The organism is Streptomyces sp. NPDC003697 (assembly GCF_053587115.1).
Genome location: NZ_JBSFNN010000006.1, coordinates 58,212 through 74,595 on the forward strand (window position 1 = coordinate 58,212; position 16,384 = coordinate 74,595).

Sequence of the window (16,384 nt, forward strand, 5' to 3'; positions counted from 1 at the left end):
CCCGTTGTACGGGTACGGTGACCGCATGGGAGTCGGAGAGATCGGGCGGTGGGCAGCATGCTGATGTTGGGCTTCGTTGGGTTTCTGGGGCTCTTGAAGATCCTTCTCATGGCGCTCGCCGCGTTCGGGCTGTTCGACGCCGCGTTCCGGCGCGAGGACGCTTTCCGCGCGGCCGACAAGCAGAACAAGGCGTTCTGGCTGATCATCCTGGGACTCGCGCTGGTCGTGAGCTACCTGTTCTCGATCCTCTCGTTCCTGCCGGTCATCGGTGTGATCGCGAGCATCGTCTACATCGTCGACGTCCGGCCCGCGCTGAAGCAGGTGTCGGGCGGCAGCGGCTGGGGCCGCCGCCGCGGAAGCAGCAGCGACGGCCCGTACGGGCCGTACAACGGGGGCCGGTAGCCGGTAGCCGGTCGGCCGGTCCGGAGGCCGGTTGCGGGCGGGGGCGGCGGTCACTGCGTCGGCGGTCGGCCGCAGCGGCTCGGCCGCCCCGCGGCGACCGCCGGATCCCGCGGGCAGCCGGTCCCCGGGCTCGCCCACGGCCCGGCTACGGCGCGCAGGTCCCGCCGACGCCCCGACCGCGGCGCGTCGGTCTCGCCCGCGGTCCGGCGAGAGTGCGTGCATGGCGTCGCACGGCAGACGGGAATTGTCGGACAGGCCCTAGTACTGCAACGGTGCAACGTTGCAGTACTAGGGCGCCCGGTCGAGCAGGACGACCGCGACGTCGTCCGTCAGCTCGCCGCCGTTGAGGTCGCGCACCTCGTTCACCGCGGCGCGCAGCAGGTCCTCGCCGTGCAGGCCCTGGTCCAGCTGGCGGCGGACCATCTCCACCATGCCGTCCTGGCCGAGCCGCTCGCCGCCCTCGCCGACCCGGCCCTCGATCAGGCCGTCCGTGTAGAGCATCAGGCTCCACTGCGCGCCCAGCTCCACCTGGAGCCGGGGCCAGCGGGCACCGGGCAGCAGGCCGAGGGCCGGCCCGTTGTTGTCGTACGGCAGCAGCGCGGCGGGCCTGCCGGGGCGGGCGACCAGCGGTGCCGGATGGCCGGCCAGGCACAGCCCCGCGCGGCGCCCGTCGGGCGCGATGTCCACCGTGCACATCGTCGCGAAGATCTCGTCGTCGGGGCGTTCGTGCTCCAGCACTTGCTCCAGCGTGCCGAGCAGCTGGTCCCCGCACAGCCCCGCCAGCGTCAGTGCCCGCCAGGCGATGCGCAGCTCCACGCCGAGCGCCGCCTCGTCCGGGCCGTGGCCGCATACGTCGCCGATCATGGCGTGCACGGTGCCGTCGGGCGTGCGGACGGCGTCGTAGAAGTCCCCGCCGAGCAGCGCGCGGGAGCGGCCGGGGCGGTAGCGGGCGGCGAAGCGCAGCGACGACCCGTCCAGCAGGGGGGTCGGCAGCAGGCCGCGCTCCAGCCGGCGGTTCTCCTGGGCGCGCAGCTTGCCCTCGGCGAGTCGGCGCTCGGCGGTGTCGGAGCGCTTCCGCTCCACCGCGTACCGGATCGCGCGGCTCAGCAGCCGCCCGTCCAGCTCGTCGCGGAACAGGTAGTCCTGGGCACCGACGCGCACGGCCTCCGCGCCCCGCTCCGCGTCGCAGGACGCCGTGAGCGCGAGCACGGCGTGCCGGGGCGCGAGCCGGAGCACGTGCTTGAGCACGGCCAGCTCGTCGTCATCGGAACCGGACCGGCCGGGCGCGGGCAGCGCGAGGTCCAGCAGGATGCAGTGGACGTCGTCCGTGAGCAGCCGCTCGGCCTCGGTGAGGTTGCGGGCCCTGCGGACACGGATCGGCTTGCCGGCCGAGTCGAGCAGCTCGGGCACGATCGGCGAGCCGCCGGGGTCGTTCTCGATCAGCAGCAGTGTGAGGTTGGTGCCGCCGGCGTCGCGGGCGTCCCTCTCGACCGTGGCCTCCATGCGCGGGGCCTGTGCTGCGGAGGGGCCGCCGCCGTGGAACACGGTCTGCGCCTGACCGCTCTCCGCGGCCGGGATCACTCTCTGCCGCGGTACGGGCACGGGCATCGTCCTGGGTTCCTTCCCTCCCCCCGAGGGCGTGGCGGGTACGAGGGACCTCGCCCCACCGACGGGGACCATAGCGGTAGTCGGCGCCGCAGCGGAATGGTGTAAGGCGGGTCGGCCGCTCTTCGGCCCCTGTCATATGCCGCGTTTTCCGGCGGAGTTGGACAGGCCCCGGCCGGGCCCGGGATGACGAACGTCACCTCGGGGGCGGGTTTGGCGGCGGAAGGGGGTGCGATGGGTCACGTGTCCCAGCTCACCGGCGCGTTCGCAGCGCGGCGGGCGCCGGAACGACGGCACCGACGGGCGCCGGGGGACGGCGAGGCCGCCGGGGGCGCCGGCGGCGGCGGGCGCCGAAGACTGCGGCGTCGGCGGGCGCCGGGGACAGCGGCGTCAGTGGGCGTCGGGACGGACCACGCCGAGGATCGGCATGGTCCCCGCGCCCGCGATCGTCACCGTCCGGCCCGGCCGCGGGGCGTGCACGACCGCCCCGTCCCCGATGTACATCCCGACGTGGCTGGCGTCACCGAAGTAGATGATCAGGTCGCCGGGACGCATGTCGTGCACGGAGACGTGCTCCAACTGCCGCCACTGCTCCTGGGAGGTGCGCGGGATGGGCCGGCCGGCCGACGCCCAGGCCTGCGAGGTCAGCCCCGAGCAGTCGTACGTCCGCGGACCCTCGGCGCCCCATTCGTAGGGCTTGCCGATCTGGTCGGTGGCGTACTTCACGGCCTTCCTGCCCTGCGCGGACGCCATGCCGCTGATCTCCTTCAGCACGCCGGTGCCGAGCCAGGCCGTCTGCGCCTTCGTGGCGGCCTCCTGCTCCAGCCGCGCGAGGCGCTCCTGCTGCCGCTTCTCCAGCGTGGACTGGAGCTTCTCGGCCTCGTCGATGCGCTGCTCGATCTTCTTCTTCGCCGCGGCCCTGGCCTTGCGGTTCGCCTCCAGCTTGCGCCACTGCGCGGCGGCGTCCGCCCGGTAACGCTTCAAGTCCTGCTGGGTGCGGTTCAGTTCCGCGAGCAGGCTGTTGGCCGCGCGCTCGCCCTGCAGCACCCGGCCCGCGCCGTCGAGGAACTGCCGCGGGTCGTCGCTGAGCACCAGCCGCGCCTCGGGAGGCAGCCCCGCCCCGCGGTACTGCGCCCGGGCCGCGGCGCCGACGCGGTCCTTCAGGTCGTCGAGCCGCTCCTGGCCGTCGACGATCTTCCGGGCCAGGTCGACGACTTCGGCGGACTGCTCCTCCGCCTTCTCCTCCGCGGCGTTGTAGGCGTCGGTGGCGACGGCCGCGTCGTGGTAGAGCGTGTCCAGCCTGGTGCGGACGGCCTCCAGGTCCTTGTCCGGCGGGAGGCTCGGGGAGGCGGTGGGGGAGGTGCCGGGAGACGGGGCGGACGTACCGCCGGCCGTCCCGGTGGGCGACGTGGCGGGCTCGGGTCGCGCGTTGGCGAACGCCGTGCCCGGTGCCGCCAGCACGGTGACCGCGCAGACCACGGTCACGGCCGCCGCGAGCACGCTGCTCCTGCCCCGTCCCATCCTGAGCCCCCAGTCGTCTGATTAACCGTCAGTAACTTATGGCCACCGGGGGGATCGTGCCACGTCGCGGGGCAGAACGACAGATGCCGTGCCGGTGCGGATGACCGTGACCCGGCCGGACTACAGCTCGCTACCCCCCTGCACGCCCCCCTCATGGCGATCTCCCCGAGGATGTGACGAACACCTCAGCACAATCGTTCCCGGCGGCGTGTCGCGGGGCGGGGCGGTCGGTGCAGGGCAGAGCAGGGCGGGCAGAGCAGGGCGGGCAGAGCAACGGCAGGGCGGGGCGGGCGGCGTGGGCATCGGGCGCCGGGCACACGCGCGTGGCTCGGACGGCCGGCCGTGAGGCGTGTCAGAAGCGCGGGGCCAACGCCTGCCAGGCCACCGTCACTTCACCCTGCCGCCACCTCACCGGCCCGTCCGTCACCGGCCAGTCGGCCGTGAGGTCGCGCACCGTCCGGATCCAGCGCTGGCGGGCGCCGTAGGAGGCGTAGGGCGCGGCCGCCGCCCAGGCCCGGTCGAAGTCGCGCAGGAAGGCGTGCACGGGCTCGCCCGGGACGTTGCGGTGGATGAGCGCCTTGGGAAGGCGTTCGGCCAGGTCGGAGGGGCGGTCCAGCGAGCCGAGGCGGGACGCGAAGGTGACCGTGCGCGGGCCGTCCGGGCCGAGCGCCACCCACACGTGCCGCCGGCCGATCTCGTCGCAGGTGCCCTCGACCAGCAGGCCGCCACGCGCGCGCCCGTCCGCCGGCGCGAGCCGCGCGCACAGCCGCTGCCAGACGGCGGCGACCTGGTCCTCGTCGTACTGCCGCAGCACGTTCGCCGCGCGGATGAGGTGCGCTCGCCGGGGGACGGGGACCTCGAAACCGCCGTGCCGGAACATCAGCCCGTCCCGCTTGTACGGCTCGGCCGCGGCGACCCGGGCCGGGTCGATCTCGACGCCCACCACACAGGTGCGGGGCGCCACGGTGCGCAGGCGGTGCAGCAGCTCCACGGCCGTCCAGGGTGCGGCACCGTAACCGAGGTCGACGGCCAGCGGATCGGCGATCCGGCGCAGCTCGGCGCCGTGCACGGCCGCGATCCAGCGGTCCATGCGGCGGAGCCGGTTCGGGTTGGTCGTCCCGCGCGTCACCGTTCCCACGGGGCGGGCGGCTGCGCGGGATGTCATGGCTTCCAGGGTAAGCGGGCCGCCGGAGGCCGCCGCCCGCACCCGGAGGGCCCGCATCCGAAGGGCGCTGCCGCACCCGAGGGGCGGCGCCCACTCCCCGGCAGGCGCCGCCCACCTTCTGCGGACCCCGAGTCGCCGGGCATCGGCAACGCACCACCCGCCCGCGTCACCCCGCCATGCCACCTGGCATCGAACCGTTGAGGGAGATCCGTAATGATTGGGTAAAGAGGCTCCCGGCGGAAATGGACCCCTCCCCTCCGGCGTTACGACTGGAAGGGCGCCCGGCGCCCTCCGTCCGGCATGCCCGCAGCGAGGAGGACCGCCACGTGAGCCAGTACGCCAGCAGGCTCGGGCGTCGCTCTGCGGCAGCCGGCCCCCGGCTGAGGCTGTACCGCCGCCCCCGTCGCGTGGCCATGCTCTCCGTGCACACCTCGCCGCTGCACCAGCCCGGCACGGGCGATGCGGGCGGCATGAACGTCTACATCGTGGAGCTCGCACAGCGCCTCGCCGCTCAGGGCGTCGAGGTCGAGATCTTCACCCGGGCGACCGCCGGAGGCCTGCCGCCGTCCGTCGAGCTCGCCCCCGGCGTCCTCGTCCGGCACGTCGACGCCGGCCCCTACGAGGGGCTCGCCAAGGAGGACCTGCCGGCGCAGCTGTGCGCCTTCACGCACGGCGTGATGCAGGCGTGGGCCGGACACCGCCCCGGCCACTACGACCTCGTCCACTCCCACTACTGGCTCTCCGGCCACGTGGGCTGGCTCGCCGCCGAGCGCTGGGGCGTTCCCCTGGTGCACGCCATGCACACCATGGCCAAGGTCAAGAACGCCAGCCTCGCGGCCGGTGACACCCCCGAGCCCGCGGCCCGCGTCATCGGCGAGACCCAGATAGTCGAGGCCGCCGACCGGCTGATCGCGAACACCGCCGAGGAGGCCGACGACCTCGTCCGGTACTACGCGGCCGATCCCGCCAAGGTCGCCGTCGTGCATCCCGGCGTGAACCTCGCCCGCTTCCGTCCGGCGGACGGCCGCGCCGCCGCGCGGGCCCGCCTCGGACTGCCGCAGGACGCCCTCGTCCCGCTGTTCGCCGGCCGCATCCAGCCGCTGAAGGCCCCCGACGTGCTGCTGCGCGCCGTGGGCGTCCTCCTGGACCGGCGGCCCGAGCTGCGCTCCCGCATCGTCGTCCCCGTGGTCGGCGGCCCCAGCGGCAGCGGCCTCGCCAAGCCCGAGGGACTGCAGAAGCTGGCGGCCCGGCTCGGCATCGCCGACGTCGTCCGGTTCCGGCCGCCGGTGGGGCAGGAACAGCTCGCCGACTGGTTCCGGGCCGCGTCCGTCCTGGTCATGCCGTCCTACAGCGAGTCGTTCGGCCTGGTCGCGATAGAGGCGCAGGCGGCCGGCACGCCCGTGCTCGCGGCCGCGGTCGGCGGGCTGCCGGTGGCCGTGCGGGACGGCGAGACGGGCTTCCTGGTCCAGGGACACGACCCGGCCGAGTACGCGCGCGTCCTGGGGGAGTTCGCCGACGACCCGCGGCTGCCGGACCGGATGGGCGCCGCCGCCGCCCGGCACGCGCAGTCCTTCGGCTGGGACACCGCGGCCGGCGCCACGGTCGACGTGTACACGGCAGCACTGCAGGCCCACCGGCGTCGCGTACGCTCGCCTCATGGGTGAGGCAGAGCAGCGGCAGGCGAACGAGGTCGTCGAAGATGTCCTGAAGGACGCCGAGGTGGAGTGGGAGAGCCCCGAACCCGGCACCTACGTGGTCAAGCTCCCCGGCACCCGGAAGCTGTCGACCACCCTGTCGATGATCGTCGGCCGGCACTCGCTCTCCCTGAACGCCTTCGTCATCCGCCACCCCGACGAGAACGAGGCCGGCGTCCACCGCTGGCTCCTGGAGCGCAACCTCAAGCTGTACGGCGTGAGTTACGCCGTCGACCGGCACGGGGACGTCTACCTCACCGGGCGGCTGCCACTTGCCGCCGTGACCGCCGACGAGGTCGACCGGATGCTCGGACAGGTCCTGGAGGCCGCGGACGGCAGCTTCAACACCCTCCTGGAACTCGGCTTCGCCTCCTCGATCCGCAAGGAGTACGCCTGGCGCGTCTCCCGCGGCGAGTCGACGCGGAACCTCGAGGCGTTCACCCACCTGACGCAGGGTCAGGACGACTGACCGCCGCACCCGGGCGGCTGGTTGACGCCCCTTCGGCCACGAGGCGCACGGCGGGATCGGCGGAGGACGGAACTCGGCGCGCCCGGCGTTACGGCCCGGCCCCGGCGCCGTAACGCCCCGGTGTCACGCCCACCAGCCTCCTGAAGTGCCGGGTGAGGTGGGCCCGGTCGTGGAAACCGGTCGCGGGGCCACCTCGGCCGGCCGTACGCCCTCCAGCAGCAGACGCCGGGCGCGGCCGACCCGGCGGGACGTCAGGTACTGGTGCGGAGCGATGCCGTAGGCGGCGCTGAAGGCCCGTACCGGATGGGCGGGGTGGGTCCGCAGCAGCCCGGCCGCCTCCTCCAGGGTGAGCCCCTGCGGCACCCTCGCGTCGAGGAGTTCGCGCAGCCGGCGGGCGAGGACGGGGTCACGGCGCACGGCCGGGCCCGCCACGCCCACCCGCCGGAGCCGCAGGTGGGCGCGCAGCCGCTCGCCGATCAGCGCCGGCCGGCTCTCGGCCTCCAGTTCGCCTCCGGGTCGGGCTGGCGCCGTGTGCACCTGCCCGACACGCCGCCGGAGCACGGGTCCGTCATGCGGACCGCCCAGCCCGTGCCGCGGACCGCTCAGACGGCGCTGACCTTCGCCTCGGCGTCCGCCGGGCCGGCCACCGGCGCCGTCCCCTGGCCGGACAGGCGGCGCATGAGGGCCGCGTAGCCGACGGCCGCCACCGTGCCGACCACCGCGCACAGGCCCCACAGCCACTCCGCGCCGAGGCGGTCGATGACGCAACCGGACATCAGCGGGGCGACGAGGGCCGCGACGGACCACGACAGGGTGTACATCCCCTGGTAGCGGCCGCGTCCGTGCGCCGGGGACAGCCGCACGACGAGCCCGGTCTGCGTCGGCGCGTTGAGCATCTCGCCCAGCGTCCACACACAGACGGTGAGGGCGAACATGCCGACCGACCCGGCGAAGGCGGTCAGGCCGAAGCCGTATCCGGCGAGAACGGCGGAGACGACCAGCACCCGGCGGGGGTCCCGCCGCTCGATGAGGCGGGTGACCGGTATCTGCAACGCGACGATCAGGATGCCGTTGAGGGCGACCGCCATGCCGTAGTCGGCGGGCGTGAACCCGGCCACGCCCATCGCGACGGGCAGACCGACCGACCCCTGCTGGAAGATCAGGGCGACGAGGAAGGACAGCCCGACGACGCTCATGAACCGCCCGTCACGCAGCACGGTCCCGAGGCCGACGGCGTCCCCCTGGTCCTCCCGGCCGCCCCCGACGGCGGCCGGCCGGGACTCGGGCAGCTTCAGGAAGACGACGATCGCGCAGGCCAGCGTCATGACGGCTTCGAGCAGGAAGCCGGCGAGATAGCTGAACTCGGCGATGAAGCCGGCGGCCATCGAGGAGACGGCGAAGCCGAGGTTGATCGCCCAGTAGTTGAGGGAGAACGCCCGCACCCGGTCCTCGGGCCGCACGATGTCGGCCATCATCGCCTGCACGGCCGGCCGGGAGGCGTTCGACGCCGCGCCGACGACGAAGGCGACGGCTGCGATGGCCACGGGGTCGTGCACGAAACCGAGCACGGCGACGGACACGGCGGTGGCCGACTGGGCGACCAGCAGGGTCGGACGCCGCCCGAGCCGGTCGGCCATCACACCGCCGGCCAGGGAGGACACCACTCCGCCGAGTCCGTGCAGGGAGGCGACGAGACCGGCGTAGGAGGCGGAGTAGCCGCGGTCCAGGGTCAGGTACAGCGCCATGAACGTGGCGACGAAGGCACCCAGCCGGTTGACCAGGGTGCTCGTCCACAACCACCAGAACTCGCGGGGGAGCCCGGAGACGGTCTCCCGGGCGGCACGTCTGAGACTGACGACGGACATGGACGGTCCCCCCACGGGTGTAAGCGGCTCTGGCGGTGAGCACAACTTACGATCGGGCGCCACGGAGGGGCCACTCAATTAACAGATGCCGTCAACTGTCCGCCTGCCGGGCGGGCCGCACGGGGGCCGAATGCGTGGATTACGCTCTGAGGTATGGCCGACGCACCGTACAAGCTGATCCTCCTCCGCCACGGCGAGAGCGAGTGGAACGCGAAGAACCTGTTCACCGGCTGGGTGGACGTCGATCTCAGCGAGAAGGGCGAGAAGGAGGCGGTCCGCGGCGGTGAGCTGCTGAACGACGCCGGCCTGCTGCCCGACGTGGTCCACACGTCCGTCCAGAAGCGTGCCATCCGCACGGCGCAGCTCGCGCTCAACGCCGCCGACCGCCACTGGATCCCGGTCCGCCGCTCGTGGCGCCTGAACGAGCGCCACTACGGCGCCCTGCAGGGCAAGGACAAGGCGCAGACGCTCAAGGAGTTCGGCGAGGAGCAGTTCATGCTGTGGCGCCGCTCCTACGACACCCCGCCGCCCCCGCTGGAGGACGGCTCGGAGTTCTCCCAGTCCGACGACCCGCGCTACGCGATGCTCCCGCCGGAGCTGCGTCCGAAGACGGAGTGCCTCAAGGACGTCGTCTTCCGCATGCTCCCGTACTGGTACGACGACATCGTCCCCGACCTGTTCATCGGCCGCGTCGTCCTGGTCGCCGCCCACGGCAACAGCCTCCGCGCCCTGGTCAAGCATCTCGACCAGATCCCGGACGCCGACATCGCGGGCCTGAACATCCCCACGGGCATCCCGCTGGTCTACGAACTCGACGCCGACTTCAGGCCGCTCACCCCCGGCGGCACCTACCTCGACCCCCAGGCGGCAGCAGCCGCAATCGAGGCGGTCAAGAACCAGGGCAAGAAGAAGTAGGGTCACACGAACAAGCCCCCTGCCTGCGGATTCTCCGTGAGCAGGGGGCCTGTTGCTGTGCTGGGGCCGTCTCTGGGCCGTCAGGTGCGGCGGCGCCAGCGGTGGGCGCGGATGTCGAGGACGATCAGCAGCGCTACGGGTACGGCGACTTTGGCTGGAGCGTGGGCCCAGAGGGCGAGTGCGCCGCCGGCCGAGCCAATGAGCGCCATCGGTAGGTCGCGAGGGCGGATGTCGACGGTGACGCCTGTAGGGGCGAGTTGCGAGATCAGCTGGTAAGTGGGCAGGCCACGTAGGCGTTCACGTACCTCGGCAGGGGCCGAGACGATGAGCGTACGGATCTGGTTGATCGTCTGGGTGCGGGCCTTGATGGCCGAACGCCGGACGACCCGCAGGGAGCGGATGGCCTCCACGATGCCGTCGCGGGTTTTCGGCCGGCCGTTCGCACGGCCGGACAGGACGGCGGTCGCGGCCGCGTAGGCATCGACGGGGTCGGACTTGCCGTTGGCCCGCCGGGCCTTGCGGTCGGGGCGGTCAACATCGACGACGGTGACCTCGTTCGCCGAGAGGAAGCGGGCGAGTTCGGAGCCGTAGGCGCCAGTGCCTTCGACCCCGACGACGAGCACATCACCGTGCGAGCGCATCCACTCCAACAGGCGCCGGTAGCCATCAGGAGTGGTGGGGAACGGTTTGGTGGCAAGGTGCCGGCCGATGGAGTCGATCACCGCGGCCTGGTGGAAGTCGGTGTGGGTGTCCACGCCGCCGACCACCACGATCTGGTCTGCCATCCTGTGTCGTGCTGTCCTTCCGTGCGATACGCGAGGGATCGCACGGGCCGGTCGGGCGGCTGGACAAGACTGTGGCGGGACCTTTGGCCGGGCTCCTATGAGGTCACAGGCGCCCGACCGGCCGCGTGCAAAGCGCCGCCCACCCGGCCGACGATTCCTGGACAGGACAGCTCGAAGCGTCAATTGTTCGGTGGGTCGGGCCTGCCGAGCAGCGCCGCGGTGAATTCTCACAATCGTTCGTACAGTGGCGCGCTCCACCTGGACGCCATGAACCACGCCCGCTCCACGGTGTGTGGGTCGACGGCGTACGGGATGGGAGCTGGGGGTGTTGAGGTTGGGGGACGCTGGCCCGGCATCAACCAGAGTCGACCTTGGAAACGAAGTAGGCACGCGGCGCAGGGGAAGGCAACATGGCTGCGTGAGCTGGGAGCAAAGGGCAGGCGGATTCATGGCAGCGCTCCGCGACGCCGAGTCGGAGTCATGGTCTTGCAGAGCGGCCGCAGGCAGACAGCTTGCGACGATTGCAGGCCGAGAAGAAGTCGCGCCGGTCCTTGAACGGCTTCTGTTGGACCCTCACGACACTGGAGTCACGCAAGAAACGGCGGAGGCACTGCTGCAACGACGGGATCTTGTTGGTCTGCGCACCGTTCTTGCGGCGCTGTCACGGGCTGAGGCGTGGTGGACTGCTGACCAGCTCGACGGGGAGGTGTTCAACCATCAAAGCTGGATGATCGCCGATGGCCAGCTGGACCAGTTCGTGCAGCAACTCGAAGCACTCACAGCCGACGACGACGCTGGCGTCCGCGGCGAGGCTTTGCGGTTCCTCGGGAGGGAGTCGATTGGCTGACACCAGCGGCTGACACCGACAACCGCGAACAGTGGCGATCGGCGCCGGACCTCAGCGGACGATCACTCAAGGCAGGAAGCCGGTTGATGGATGTCCTTGGCCCCTTGTGATCGACCTGATAAGGATGAGGCTCGAACCTGTCCCAGGCGGGATGCCACCCTCAATCGATGGGCGACGCCCCGTCGGCTTGACTCGGTCAGACTCCGCCTACCTCTCGGGCCCGCGCCGGAGACGCTTCCCCGGCCAGTAAATCGGTTTCGGGCTGGTGTACTCCATCTCTAGAGTGCGGCCGTGGAGATCACCTATGGACGCTTCGAATCGGCCGATGCCGCGGAACTGGTCGGCTTTCTCACGGGCGACACGTGGCCGTTTCATGGTTCGGACGTGGTCGACCAGGCTGAAGCCCGGCAGTGGGTTGAAGAGATCTGTGACGACAGCGAGAACAACCGCGCCTTCTGGATCACAGCAGGCAGTGACCACGCCGGGTTCATCCGACTGATGGACTTGTGTGACGACACGCCGCTGTTCGACCTGAGGATCCGCTCCCAGTACCGAGGGCGAGGTCTCGGAGGCCAAGCGCTGACCTGGCTCACCAGGTACTTGTTCACTGAGTTTCCGAGGATCCGGCGGATCGAGGGAACCACTCGTCAGGACAACGTGGCGATGCGCCGCGTCTTTCAACGGTGTGGGTACGTCAAGGAAGCTCATTATCGCGACGCGTGGCCAGCGGCCGATGGCGAGATTCGCGACGCAGTCGGGTACGCAATTCTGCGACGGGACTGGCTTGCTGGCAGTACAACGGTTCCTGCATGGAACGACCAGCACCTCCTGGCGGCTGAGCGTAATCCGGGGCGGTAGCCCGCAATCCGGGCTGCGCACCCGCAGCACCCGTGCCCCAGCCGTGCCCGATCGAGCGGTAAGCCAAGGGGAACACCGGGCAGCCACAGAGTCCGGGCATGCGACCGGCCCCCGACCGACTATCCAGGTCAGGGGCCGTTTCAGCTGCTCTCAGTGCGGAGGCCGTGGGATTTGAACCCACGGTGACATCGCTGCCACGACGGTTTTCAAGATGTCTGTGGCCTGCCTTGGTCATAGGGACCCGTTGATGTGTGGGCAACCTCCATGCACTCGGGGGCGCGCGGCCTCACCCTCAACGACGGTCACAAAACGATTACGGATTCCGTGTTCGCTTTGGCTCCTTTTGTAACGATTTACTGACGTATGGCGAGCAGATCACGTTATTTGTTTGCCTTGCGCTGCTGCTGCGATCAACAAGGACGAAATCGCTGTTCGCTTTGAGTTTCGCGGTCGCTGGCGGACAACGCTGACGAAAACGGCCCCTGACCGAGTTACCAGGTCAGAGGCCGTTCTCACTGCTCATCGTGCGGAGGCGGTGGGATTTGGAGCATTCTGGCCCACACATGGCCCACAGCTTGAAGCTTCTTGCCCCAGCGAGCCTCGAATCTATCGTCCCAGCCTGGCAGCCCGGATCTTGGCCAGAGGGCCTGCAGGCACCGCGACCTCGATCCCGAGCTCCTCGTGCAGCTCCCTGGCCAGCGCCGCACCGGGAAGCTCTCCAGGTTCCACATGTCCACCGGGTAGGTCCCACACGTCGGGGTACCAGCGGCGCTCGGGAGATCGGTGGCACAACAACACCCTGTTGCCGTCGCGCAGGAACGCCGCGACGATCCGAGCTCGAGTAGCGCCTTGCGCAGAAGTCGACACATGAGCACTCTGCCAGCGCTGTGACCCGGCCAGTCAACAAGCCGGGGACTGAGCCGCACTGATCGCCTGCTGGCCTCGAACCCTTGCCGGGCCCGGGTTGCCCTGCCCTGGCAGCCGGGTCCACGAACAGGCCGGGGGTCGAGGAGTCGGCCAACTTCAGCACACTCCGGAGGCCGGCTCGACCTTCGAGCCTGCGCTGGTCAGCGCGCTCCATGCCGCCCCGCACCTTTCGTCCCCCACGAATAGCCCGAAAAGTCAGGGCCCGTTGCCGTCCGAAAAGCATCTTTCTCCCGGGAAGGTCAACCTGTTCGATCTGCGCATGAGATTTCGTGACAGAGCAGCGATCATCGCTGCCGGCAGTCTGATAGCCCTGTCGGCAATGCAGACATCATCGAGCGCGGTAACACCCGTCAACAACGCCCCGTCCGTCTCTCTCGGGGGGTGCAGCAGTTTCCCTCCCACTCCGTGCGGCGAGGTCCAGAACGACACATCTGACACATGGGTTCGCGTTTCTCTCAACTGGACCTGCGGTACCAGCTACGAGCCCATAGGCTCCTCGTGTCCCAAGAGCATCAAGACCGTCTCCCCGCACAGTCACATCGGCGGAGGTAGCGTTGACGTCGACGCCTATGAAGTGCCCAAGAACTGCACATTCTGGGGCGACAGCAATGGCTTTGGATTCGTGCACGGAGCGGGCTGGTACAAGTTCAGCAGCGTTGAGACCATAACGATCTCTCACACTGAATGCAGGGGTGTTTGACCAGCCTGGATCTTGCGTGGGGGGCCGTCGGCTTACGGACTCCCACGCAAGAACGACTGACAACGACCACCAACGACCGGTCGACCGCAGGTCAGTTGAGGTGAGCGCCCCGCTGACCTGCCCCAAAAATCGGGCGGTCGAAACGCAGGGCAAGAAGAAGTAAGCGACCACGAACAATCCCCCTGCCTGCGGGTTCTCCGCAAGCAGGGGGCTTGGCGCTGCCGAAGCCCTGGGAGCCCACCAGACACAACGGCCGGAGCGCTCGCCCGCCTGTCAACGCCTGCCAACGCCTGGACAAGCCAAACGGCCCGACGGGCGAACCGCCGGGCCGTTGTGGAAGGTCAAGAACCGAAAGTGACGATGTAGACGGGGCTGTTGGAGCTGCCCTCGTTGTGAACTACCGGACAGGACGTCTTCTGCTTGCTGTCGTCGGTCTTGACCTGGATTCCACAGAAGGGCGAATCGTCCCAGTTGAGCGTGTTGATGTTGCTGAGTACGGGGATGTTGTCCCCCTCGCGACCGGTGGAAGCGCTGGCCCCGCCGATGCCGGCGAAGAGGATTCCGCAGGTGGCTGCGGCCACCGCTGCAATCTTCTGGACGTTCCTCATACGTTCTCCTCCGCTTCTTGCCCCAGATCGGGCAGACACCTGGAGAACGATGTGCAGAAAGGGCTGGAGCGTAACGTCCTACATGCATTGATCACTCCTTCGGCCGTAGGAATTCCCCAGCGGAGGACGACTGGGCCGGCCGCCGTCGTCAGGCGCCGGCCGTGAGCACTTGCTCTGATTGGGTGTGCCGGTGAGTTTCGAGAGCACGTGTCGGTGCAGAACGCTTTCGACAGTGCACCGTGTCGAGATGCCGCAGACGGTGCAGCGGATCTGGACCCAACAGCCTCTCTGGCTCGATTTCAGCCCAGCCCGCAGCGATCGAGTGCAGCACGGACGCGGTTGAGCCCCTCCACTCTCCAGTGGTCCCGGTCGGGAATCTGGTCGTCTCGGCGCCAGCGCCAGGCCGAGAACATCGCCCAGCCCAGGCCGCGGCACCGGTGAATCAGGCCGGCGACCAGCGCGACCTCTGACCGCACAGGTTCGTAGTAGGTCCAGAGCGAGATGGCGAAGGCATCACGCACATGCACACGCGGGTCGACCCTGAGCTTGAGTCCGGCCCGCACCTCAAGCGGTCCCTGACGTGGGACCAGGGCTCAGAGACGGCCGCCCATCACAGCTTCACCATCGTCACCGATGACGGCCCAAGTCGGTTCTTGCCACTCCGCTCGACGGGTGGGGTGAGGCTCTTGCTTGGGGTGAATGAGTGACAGGGCGGTCCGACACGGATTTCCGGGGGGAGGCGAATCACGCGCCGCATGTACGTTGAGTGCCCATTCCGCTGCAGAAGCTAGTGCGGTTCCGTAATGCAGAGGCACGGAGGACAGAACTCATGCGCGCGCTTCAGAAGGTCGTGATCACCGCCGCGACGGTCGGGGGCCTGGTCGCTCTCGGCGCGGGAAGCGCCTACGCCGCCGACCACAACGAATCCCGCTACGGAAGAACTCAGTCCTCCCTCACCCGCAGCCTTGGGCAGGAAGAGCTGCTCGCTGCGGTGAACCAGGCGCTCGGTGTCGGTGAGGTGAACCAGGGGAACCAGGCGGTCGGGACCGATGGCCGGGTGAACCAGGTGAACCAGGCGATCGGCACCACCGGCCGGGCCAACCAGGCCAACCAGGCGATCGGCACTGGCCGCTGAACCGCCGAACCAGCCGATCAGCTTCGGCAACGCGAACCCGCCACGGTCTCGTGGCGGGTTTCGTGGGTTCTGGGGCGGGACCCTGGCGCGAACGGGCCCCGGCCACCCCCGCCCGGGCACATGTCGCCGATGCGCGCCTGCGTGCGCTGACCTGGGCCGACCAGTGGGCCAGACGCTACGGAGCCGGCTGCGCAAGATGCTCGCCGGCGGCAACTCTCCGGCCCTCGTCACGTCGGCGTCACGCGACTGTGATGCCCGGCACCTGACGATGGCTGGTGCAGGCAAGCGCAAACTCGCTTTCACATGCAAGGGAACCACCATGGTGAAAAACATCCGGTGCCGCATACCTCGCCTGATAGGCGCGTCCAGCTTGGCCGCGACGCTTGCTCTCGGAGCAGGGGCGGCGACCGCCGCAGCAGCACCACAGTCGATACCGAAGGCGAAGTCCCCGACCGCGGTACCGAATATCTGCGGCAGGCAACCCAATCCGAACTTCTGCCCGCGCGGTGCCATCAACCAGGGGAACCAGGCGATCGGTGGTCGCGGCCGGGTGAATCAGGGGAACCAGGCGATCGGTGGTCGCGGTCCGGTGAATCAGGGGAACCAGGCGATCGGCGGTGGGCCCGTCAACCAGGGGAACCAGGCGATCGGTGGCGGCGGTCCGGTGAATCAGGGGAACCAGGCGATCGGTGGCGGCGGTCCGGTGAATCAGGGGAACCAGGCGATCGGTGGCGGCGGTCCGGTGAATCAGGGGAACCAGGCCATCGGCGGTGGTGGGCCCGTCAACCAGGGCAACCAGGCGATCGGTGGCGGCGGTCCGGTGAATCAGGGGAACCAGGCCATCGGCGGTGGTGGGCCCGTCAACCAGGGCAACCAGGCGATCGGTGG

Annotated in this window: 15 protein-coding genes and 3 pseudogenes; 9 read left to right on the plus strand and 9 right to left on the minus strand. The window is 70.1% G+C overall.

Translation table 11 applies throughout. The features are described 5' to 3' along the window. Positions 1-57 precede the first annotated feature (57 nt). Positions 58-402: a DUF2516 family protein gene (locus tag ACWDNY_RS03995; RefSeq protein WP_451644198.1), complete on the plus strand. Its 345-nt coding sequence runs from the start codon at positions 58-60 to the stop codon at positions 400-402. Positions 403-690: 288 nt separating this feature from the next. Here ACWDNY_RS03995 and ACWDNY_RS04000 read toward each other — a convergent pair whose 3' ends face one another. The 3 genes from ACWDNY_RS04000 to ACWDNY_RS04010 form a co-directional block, all read right to left on the minus strand. Continuing rightward, the gene (locus ACWDNY_RS04000) at positions 691-2,010 is read right to left on the minus strand and encodes a PP2C family protein-serine/threonine phosphatase (RefSeq protein WP_451644124.1); all 1,320 of its coding nucleotides are present in this window, start codon (positions 2,008-2,010) and stop codon (positions 691-693) included. A 387-nt stretch (positions 2,011-2,397) separates the two neighbouring features. Further along, positions 2,398-3,528 carry an NlpC/P60 family protein gene (locus tag ACWDNY_RS04005; protein WP_451644125.1) on the minus strand — a complete coding sequence of 377 codons (1,131 nt, stop codon included), beginning with the start codon at positions 3,526-3,528 and terminating at the stop codon, positions 2,398-2,400. A gap of 352 nt (positions 3,529-3,880) precedes the next feature. Next, positions 3,881-4,693, minus strand: a complete 813-nt coding sequence (locus tag ACWDNY_RS04010) for a class I SAM-dependent methyltransferase (protein ID WP_451644126.1) — start codon at positions 4,691-4,693, stop codon at positions 3,881-3,883. 326 nt (positions 4,694-5,019) lie between these two features. On the opposite strand from ACWDNY_RS04010, the gene mshA reads away from it, so the two are divergent. After that, complete coding sequence (gene mshA, locus ACWDNY_RS04015; RefSeq protein ID WP_451644127.1) at positions 5,020-6,357, plus strand: D-inositol-3-phosphate glycosyltransferase; 1,338 nt, start codon at positions 5,020-5,022, stop codon at positions 6,355-6,357. Then, a complete protein-coding gene (locus tag ACWDNY_RS04020) occupies positions 6,350-6,856 on the plus strand; it encodes a YbjN domain-containing protein (RefSeq protein WP_451644128.1) in 507 nt (168 codons plus the stop codon). The genes mshA and ACWDNY_RS04020 overlap by 8 nt, the downstream gene beginning before the upstream one ends. Positions 6,857-6,944: 88 nt before the next feature. On the opposite strand, the pseudogene ACWDNY_RS04025 reads toward ACWDNY_RS04020, so the two are convergent. Together ACWDNY_RS04025 and ACWDNY_RS04030 are read right to left on the minus strand one after the other, a co-directional pair. Continuing rightward, positions 6,945-7,531, minus strand: a pseudogene (locus ACWDNY_RS04025) (helix-turn-helix transcriptional regulator); the annotation flags it as partial. Further along, on the minus strand, positions 7,459-8,721 hold the full coding sequence (locus tag ACWDNY_RS04030; RefSeq protein ID WP_451644129.1) for an MDR family MFS transporter: 1,263 nt from the start codon (positions 8,719-8,721) through the stop codon (positions 7,459-7,461). The gene ACWDNY_RS04030 and the pseudogene ACWDNY_RS04025, both read right to left, overlap by 73 nt. Before the next feature lie 153 nt (positions 8,722-8,874). Between ACWDNY_RS04030 and ACWDNY_RS04035 the strand changes: the two genes are divergently transcribed. After that, a complete protein-coding gene (locus ACWDNY_RS04035) occupies positions 8,875-9,636 on the plus strand; it encodes a phosphoglyceromutase (protein ID WP_451644130.1) in 762 nt (253 codons plus the stop codon). Between the two features lie 80 nt (positions 9,637-9,716). Here ACWDNY_RS04035 and ACWDNY_RS04040 read toward each other — a convergent pair whose 3' ends face one another. After that, positions 9,717-10,421 (minus strand): IS110 family transposase, encoded by a 705-nt coding sequence (locus ACWDNY_RS04040; RefSeq protein WP_451644131.1) that lies wholly within the window; start codon positions 10,419-10,421, stop codon positions 9,717-9,719. Positions 10,422-10,839: 418 nt separating this feature from the next. On the opposite strand from ACWDNY_RS04040, the gene ACWDNY_RS04045 reads away from it, so the two are divergent. After that, a complete protein-coding gene (locus ACWDNY_RS04045; RefSeq protein ID WP_451644132.1) occupies positions 10,840-11,268 on the plus strand; it encodes a hypothetical protein in 429 nt (142 codons plus the stop codon). Between the two features lie 291 nt (positions 11,269-11,559). Continuing rightward, the gene (locus ACWDNY_RS04050) at positions 11,560-12,126 is read left to right on the plus strand and encodes a GNAT family N-acetyltransferase (protein WP_451644133.1); all 567 of its coding nucleotides are present in this window, start codon (positions 11,560-11,562) and stop codon (positions 12,124-12,126) included. A gap of 606 nt (positions 12,127-12,732) precedes the next feature. Here ACWDNY_RS04050 and ACWDNY_RS04055 read toward each other — a convergent pair. After that, positions 12,733-12,993 carry an NUDIX domain-containing protein gene (locus ACWDNY_RS04055; protein ID WP_451644134.1) on the minus strand — a complete coding sequence of 87 codons (261 nt, stop codon included), beginning with the start codon at positions 12,991-12,993 and terminating at the stop codon, positions 12,733-12,735. Between the two features lie 319 nt (positions 12,994-13,312). Here ACWDNY_RS04055 and ACWDNY_RS04060 point away from each other — a divergent pair, with 319 nt between their 5' ends. Then, positions 13,313-13,753 (plus strand): hypothetical protein, encoded by a 441-nt coding sequence (locus ACWDNY_RS04060; protein WP_451644135.1) that lies wholly within the window; start codon positions 13,313-13,315, stop codon positions 13,751-13,753. 341 nt (positions 13,754-14,094) lie between these two features. On the opposite strand, the gene ACWDNY_RS04065 is transcribed toward ACWDNY_RS04060, so the two are convergent. Both ACWDNY_RS04065 and ACWDNY_RS04070 read right to left on the minus strand, forming a co-directional pair. Further along, entirely contained in the window at positions 14,095-14,361 is a 267-nt protein-coding gene (locus ACWDNY_RS04065; RefSeq protein ID WP_451644136.1) for a hypothetical protein, read from the minus strand. Positions 14,362-14,660: 299 nt separating this feature from the next. After that, positions 14,661-14,807, minus strand: a pseudogene (locus tag ACWDNY_RS04070) (aminoglycoside phosphotransferase family protein); the annotation flags it as partial. Between the two features lie 383 nt (positions 14,808-15,190). Here ACWDNY_RS04070 and ACWDNY_RS04075 point away from each other — a divergent pair. Together ACWDNY_RS04075 and ACWDNY_RS04080 are read left to right on the plus strand one after the other, a co-directional pair. Next, positions 15,191-15,496 carry a hypothetical protein gene (locus ACWDNY_RS04075; RefSeq protein WP_451644137.1) on the plus strand — a complete coding sequence of 102 codons (306 nt, stop codon included), beginning with the start codon at positions 15,191-15,193 and terminating at the stop codon, positions 15,494-15,496. 319 nt (positions 15,497-15,815) lie between these two features. After that, positions 15,816-16,384: pseudogene (locus ACWDNY_RS04080) on the plus strand (hypothetical protein); the annotation flags it as partial.

Bases quoted from the DNA above. Each gene is read 5' to 3' on its own strand.
- ACWDNY_RS04040 (WP_451644131.1), bottom strand. From the start codon at position 10,421: ATGGCAGACCAGATCGTGGTGGTCGGCGGCGTGGACACCCACACCGAC.
- ACWDNY_RS04005 (WP_451644125.1), bottom strand. From the start codon at position 3,528: ATGGGACGGGGCAGGAGCAGCGTGCTCGCGGCGGCCGTGACCGTGGTC.
- ACWDNY_RS04000 (WP_451644124.1), bottom strand. From the start codon at position 2,010: ATGCCCGTGCCCGTACCGCGGCAGAGAGTGATCCCGGCCGCGGAGAGC.
- ACWDNY_RS04020 (WP_451644128.1), top strand. From the start codon at position 6,350: ATGGGTGAGGCAGAGCAGCGGCAGGCGAACGAGGTCGTCGAAGATGTC.
- ACWDNY_RS04065 (WP_451644136.1), bottom strand. From the start codon at position 14,361: ATGAGGAACGTCCAGAAGATTGCAGCGGTGGCCGCAGCCACCTGCGGA.
- ACWDNY_RS04010 (WP_451644126.1), bottom strand. From the start codon at position 4,693: ATGACATCCCGCGCAGCCGCCCGCCCCGTGGGAACGGTGACGCGCGGG.
- ACWDNY_RS03995 (WP_451644198.1), top strand. From the start codon at position 58: ATGCTGATGTTGGGCTTCGTTGGGTTTCTGGGGCTCTTGAAGATCCTT.
- ACWDNY_RS04075 (WP_451644137.1), top strand. From the start codon at position 15,191: ATGCGCGCGCTTCAGAAGGTCGTGATCACCGCCGCGACGGTCGGGGGC.
- ACWDNY_RS04030 (WP_451644129.1), bottom strand. From the start codon at position 8,721: ATGTCCGTCGTCAGTCTCAGACGTGCCGCCCGGGAGACCGTCTCCGGG.
- ACWDNY_RS04060 (WP_451644135.1), top strand. From the start codon at position 13,313: ATGAGATTTCGTGACAGAGCAGCGATCATCGCTGCCGGCAGTCTGATA.
- ACWDNY_RS04035 (WP_451644130.1), top strand. From the start codon at position 8,875: ATGGCCGACGCACCGTACAAGCTGATCCTCCTCCGCCACGGCGAGAGC.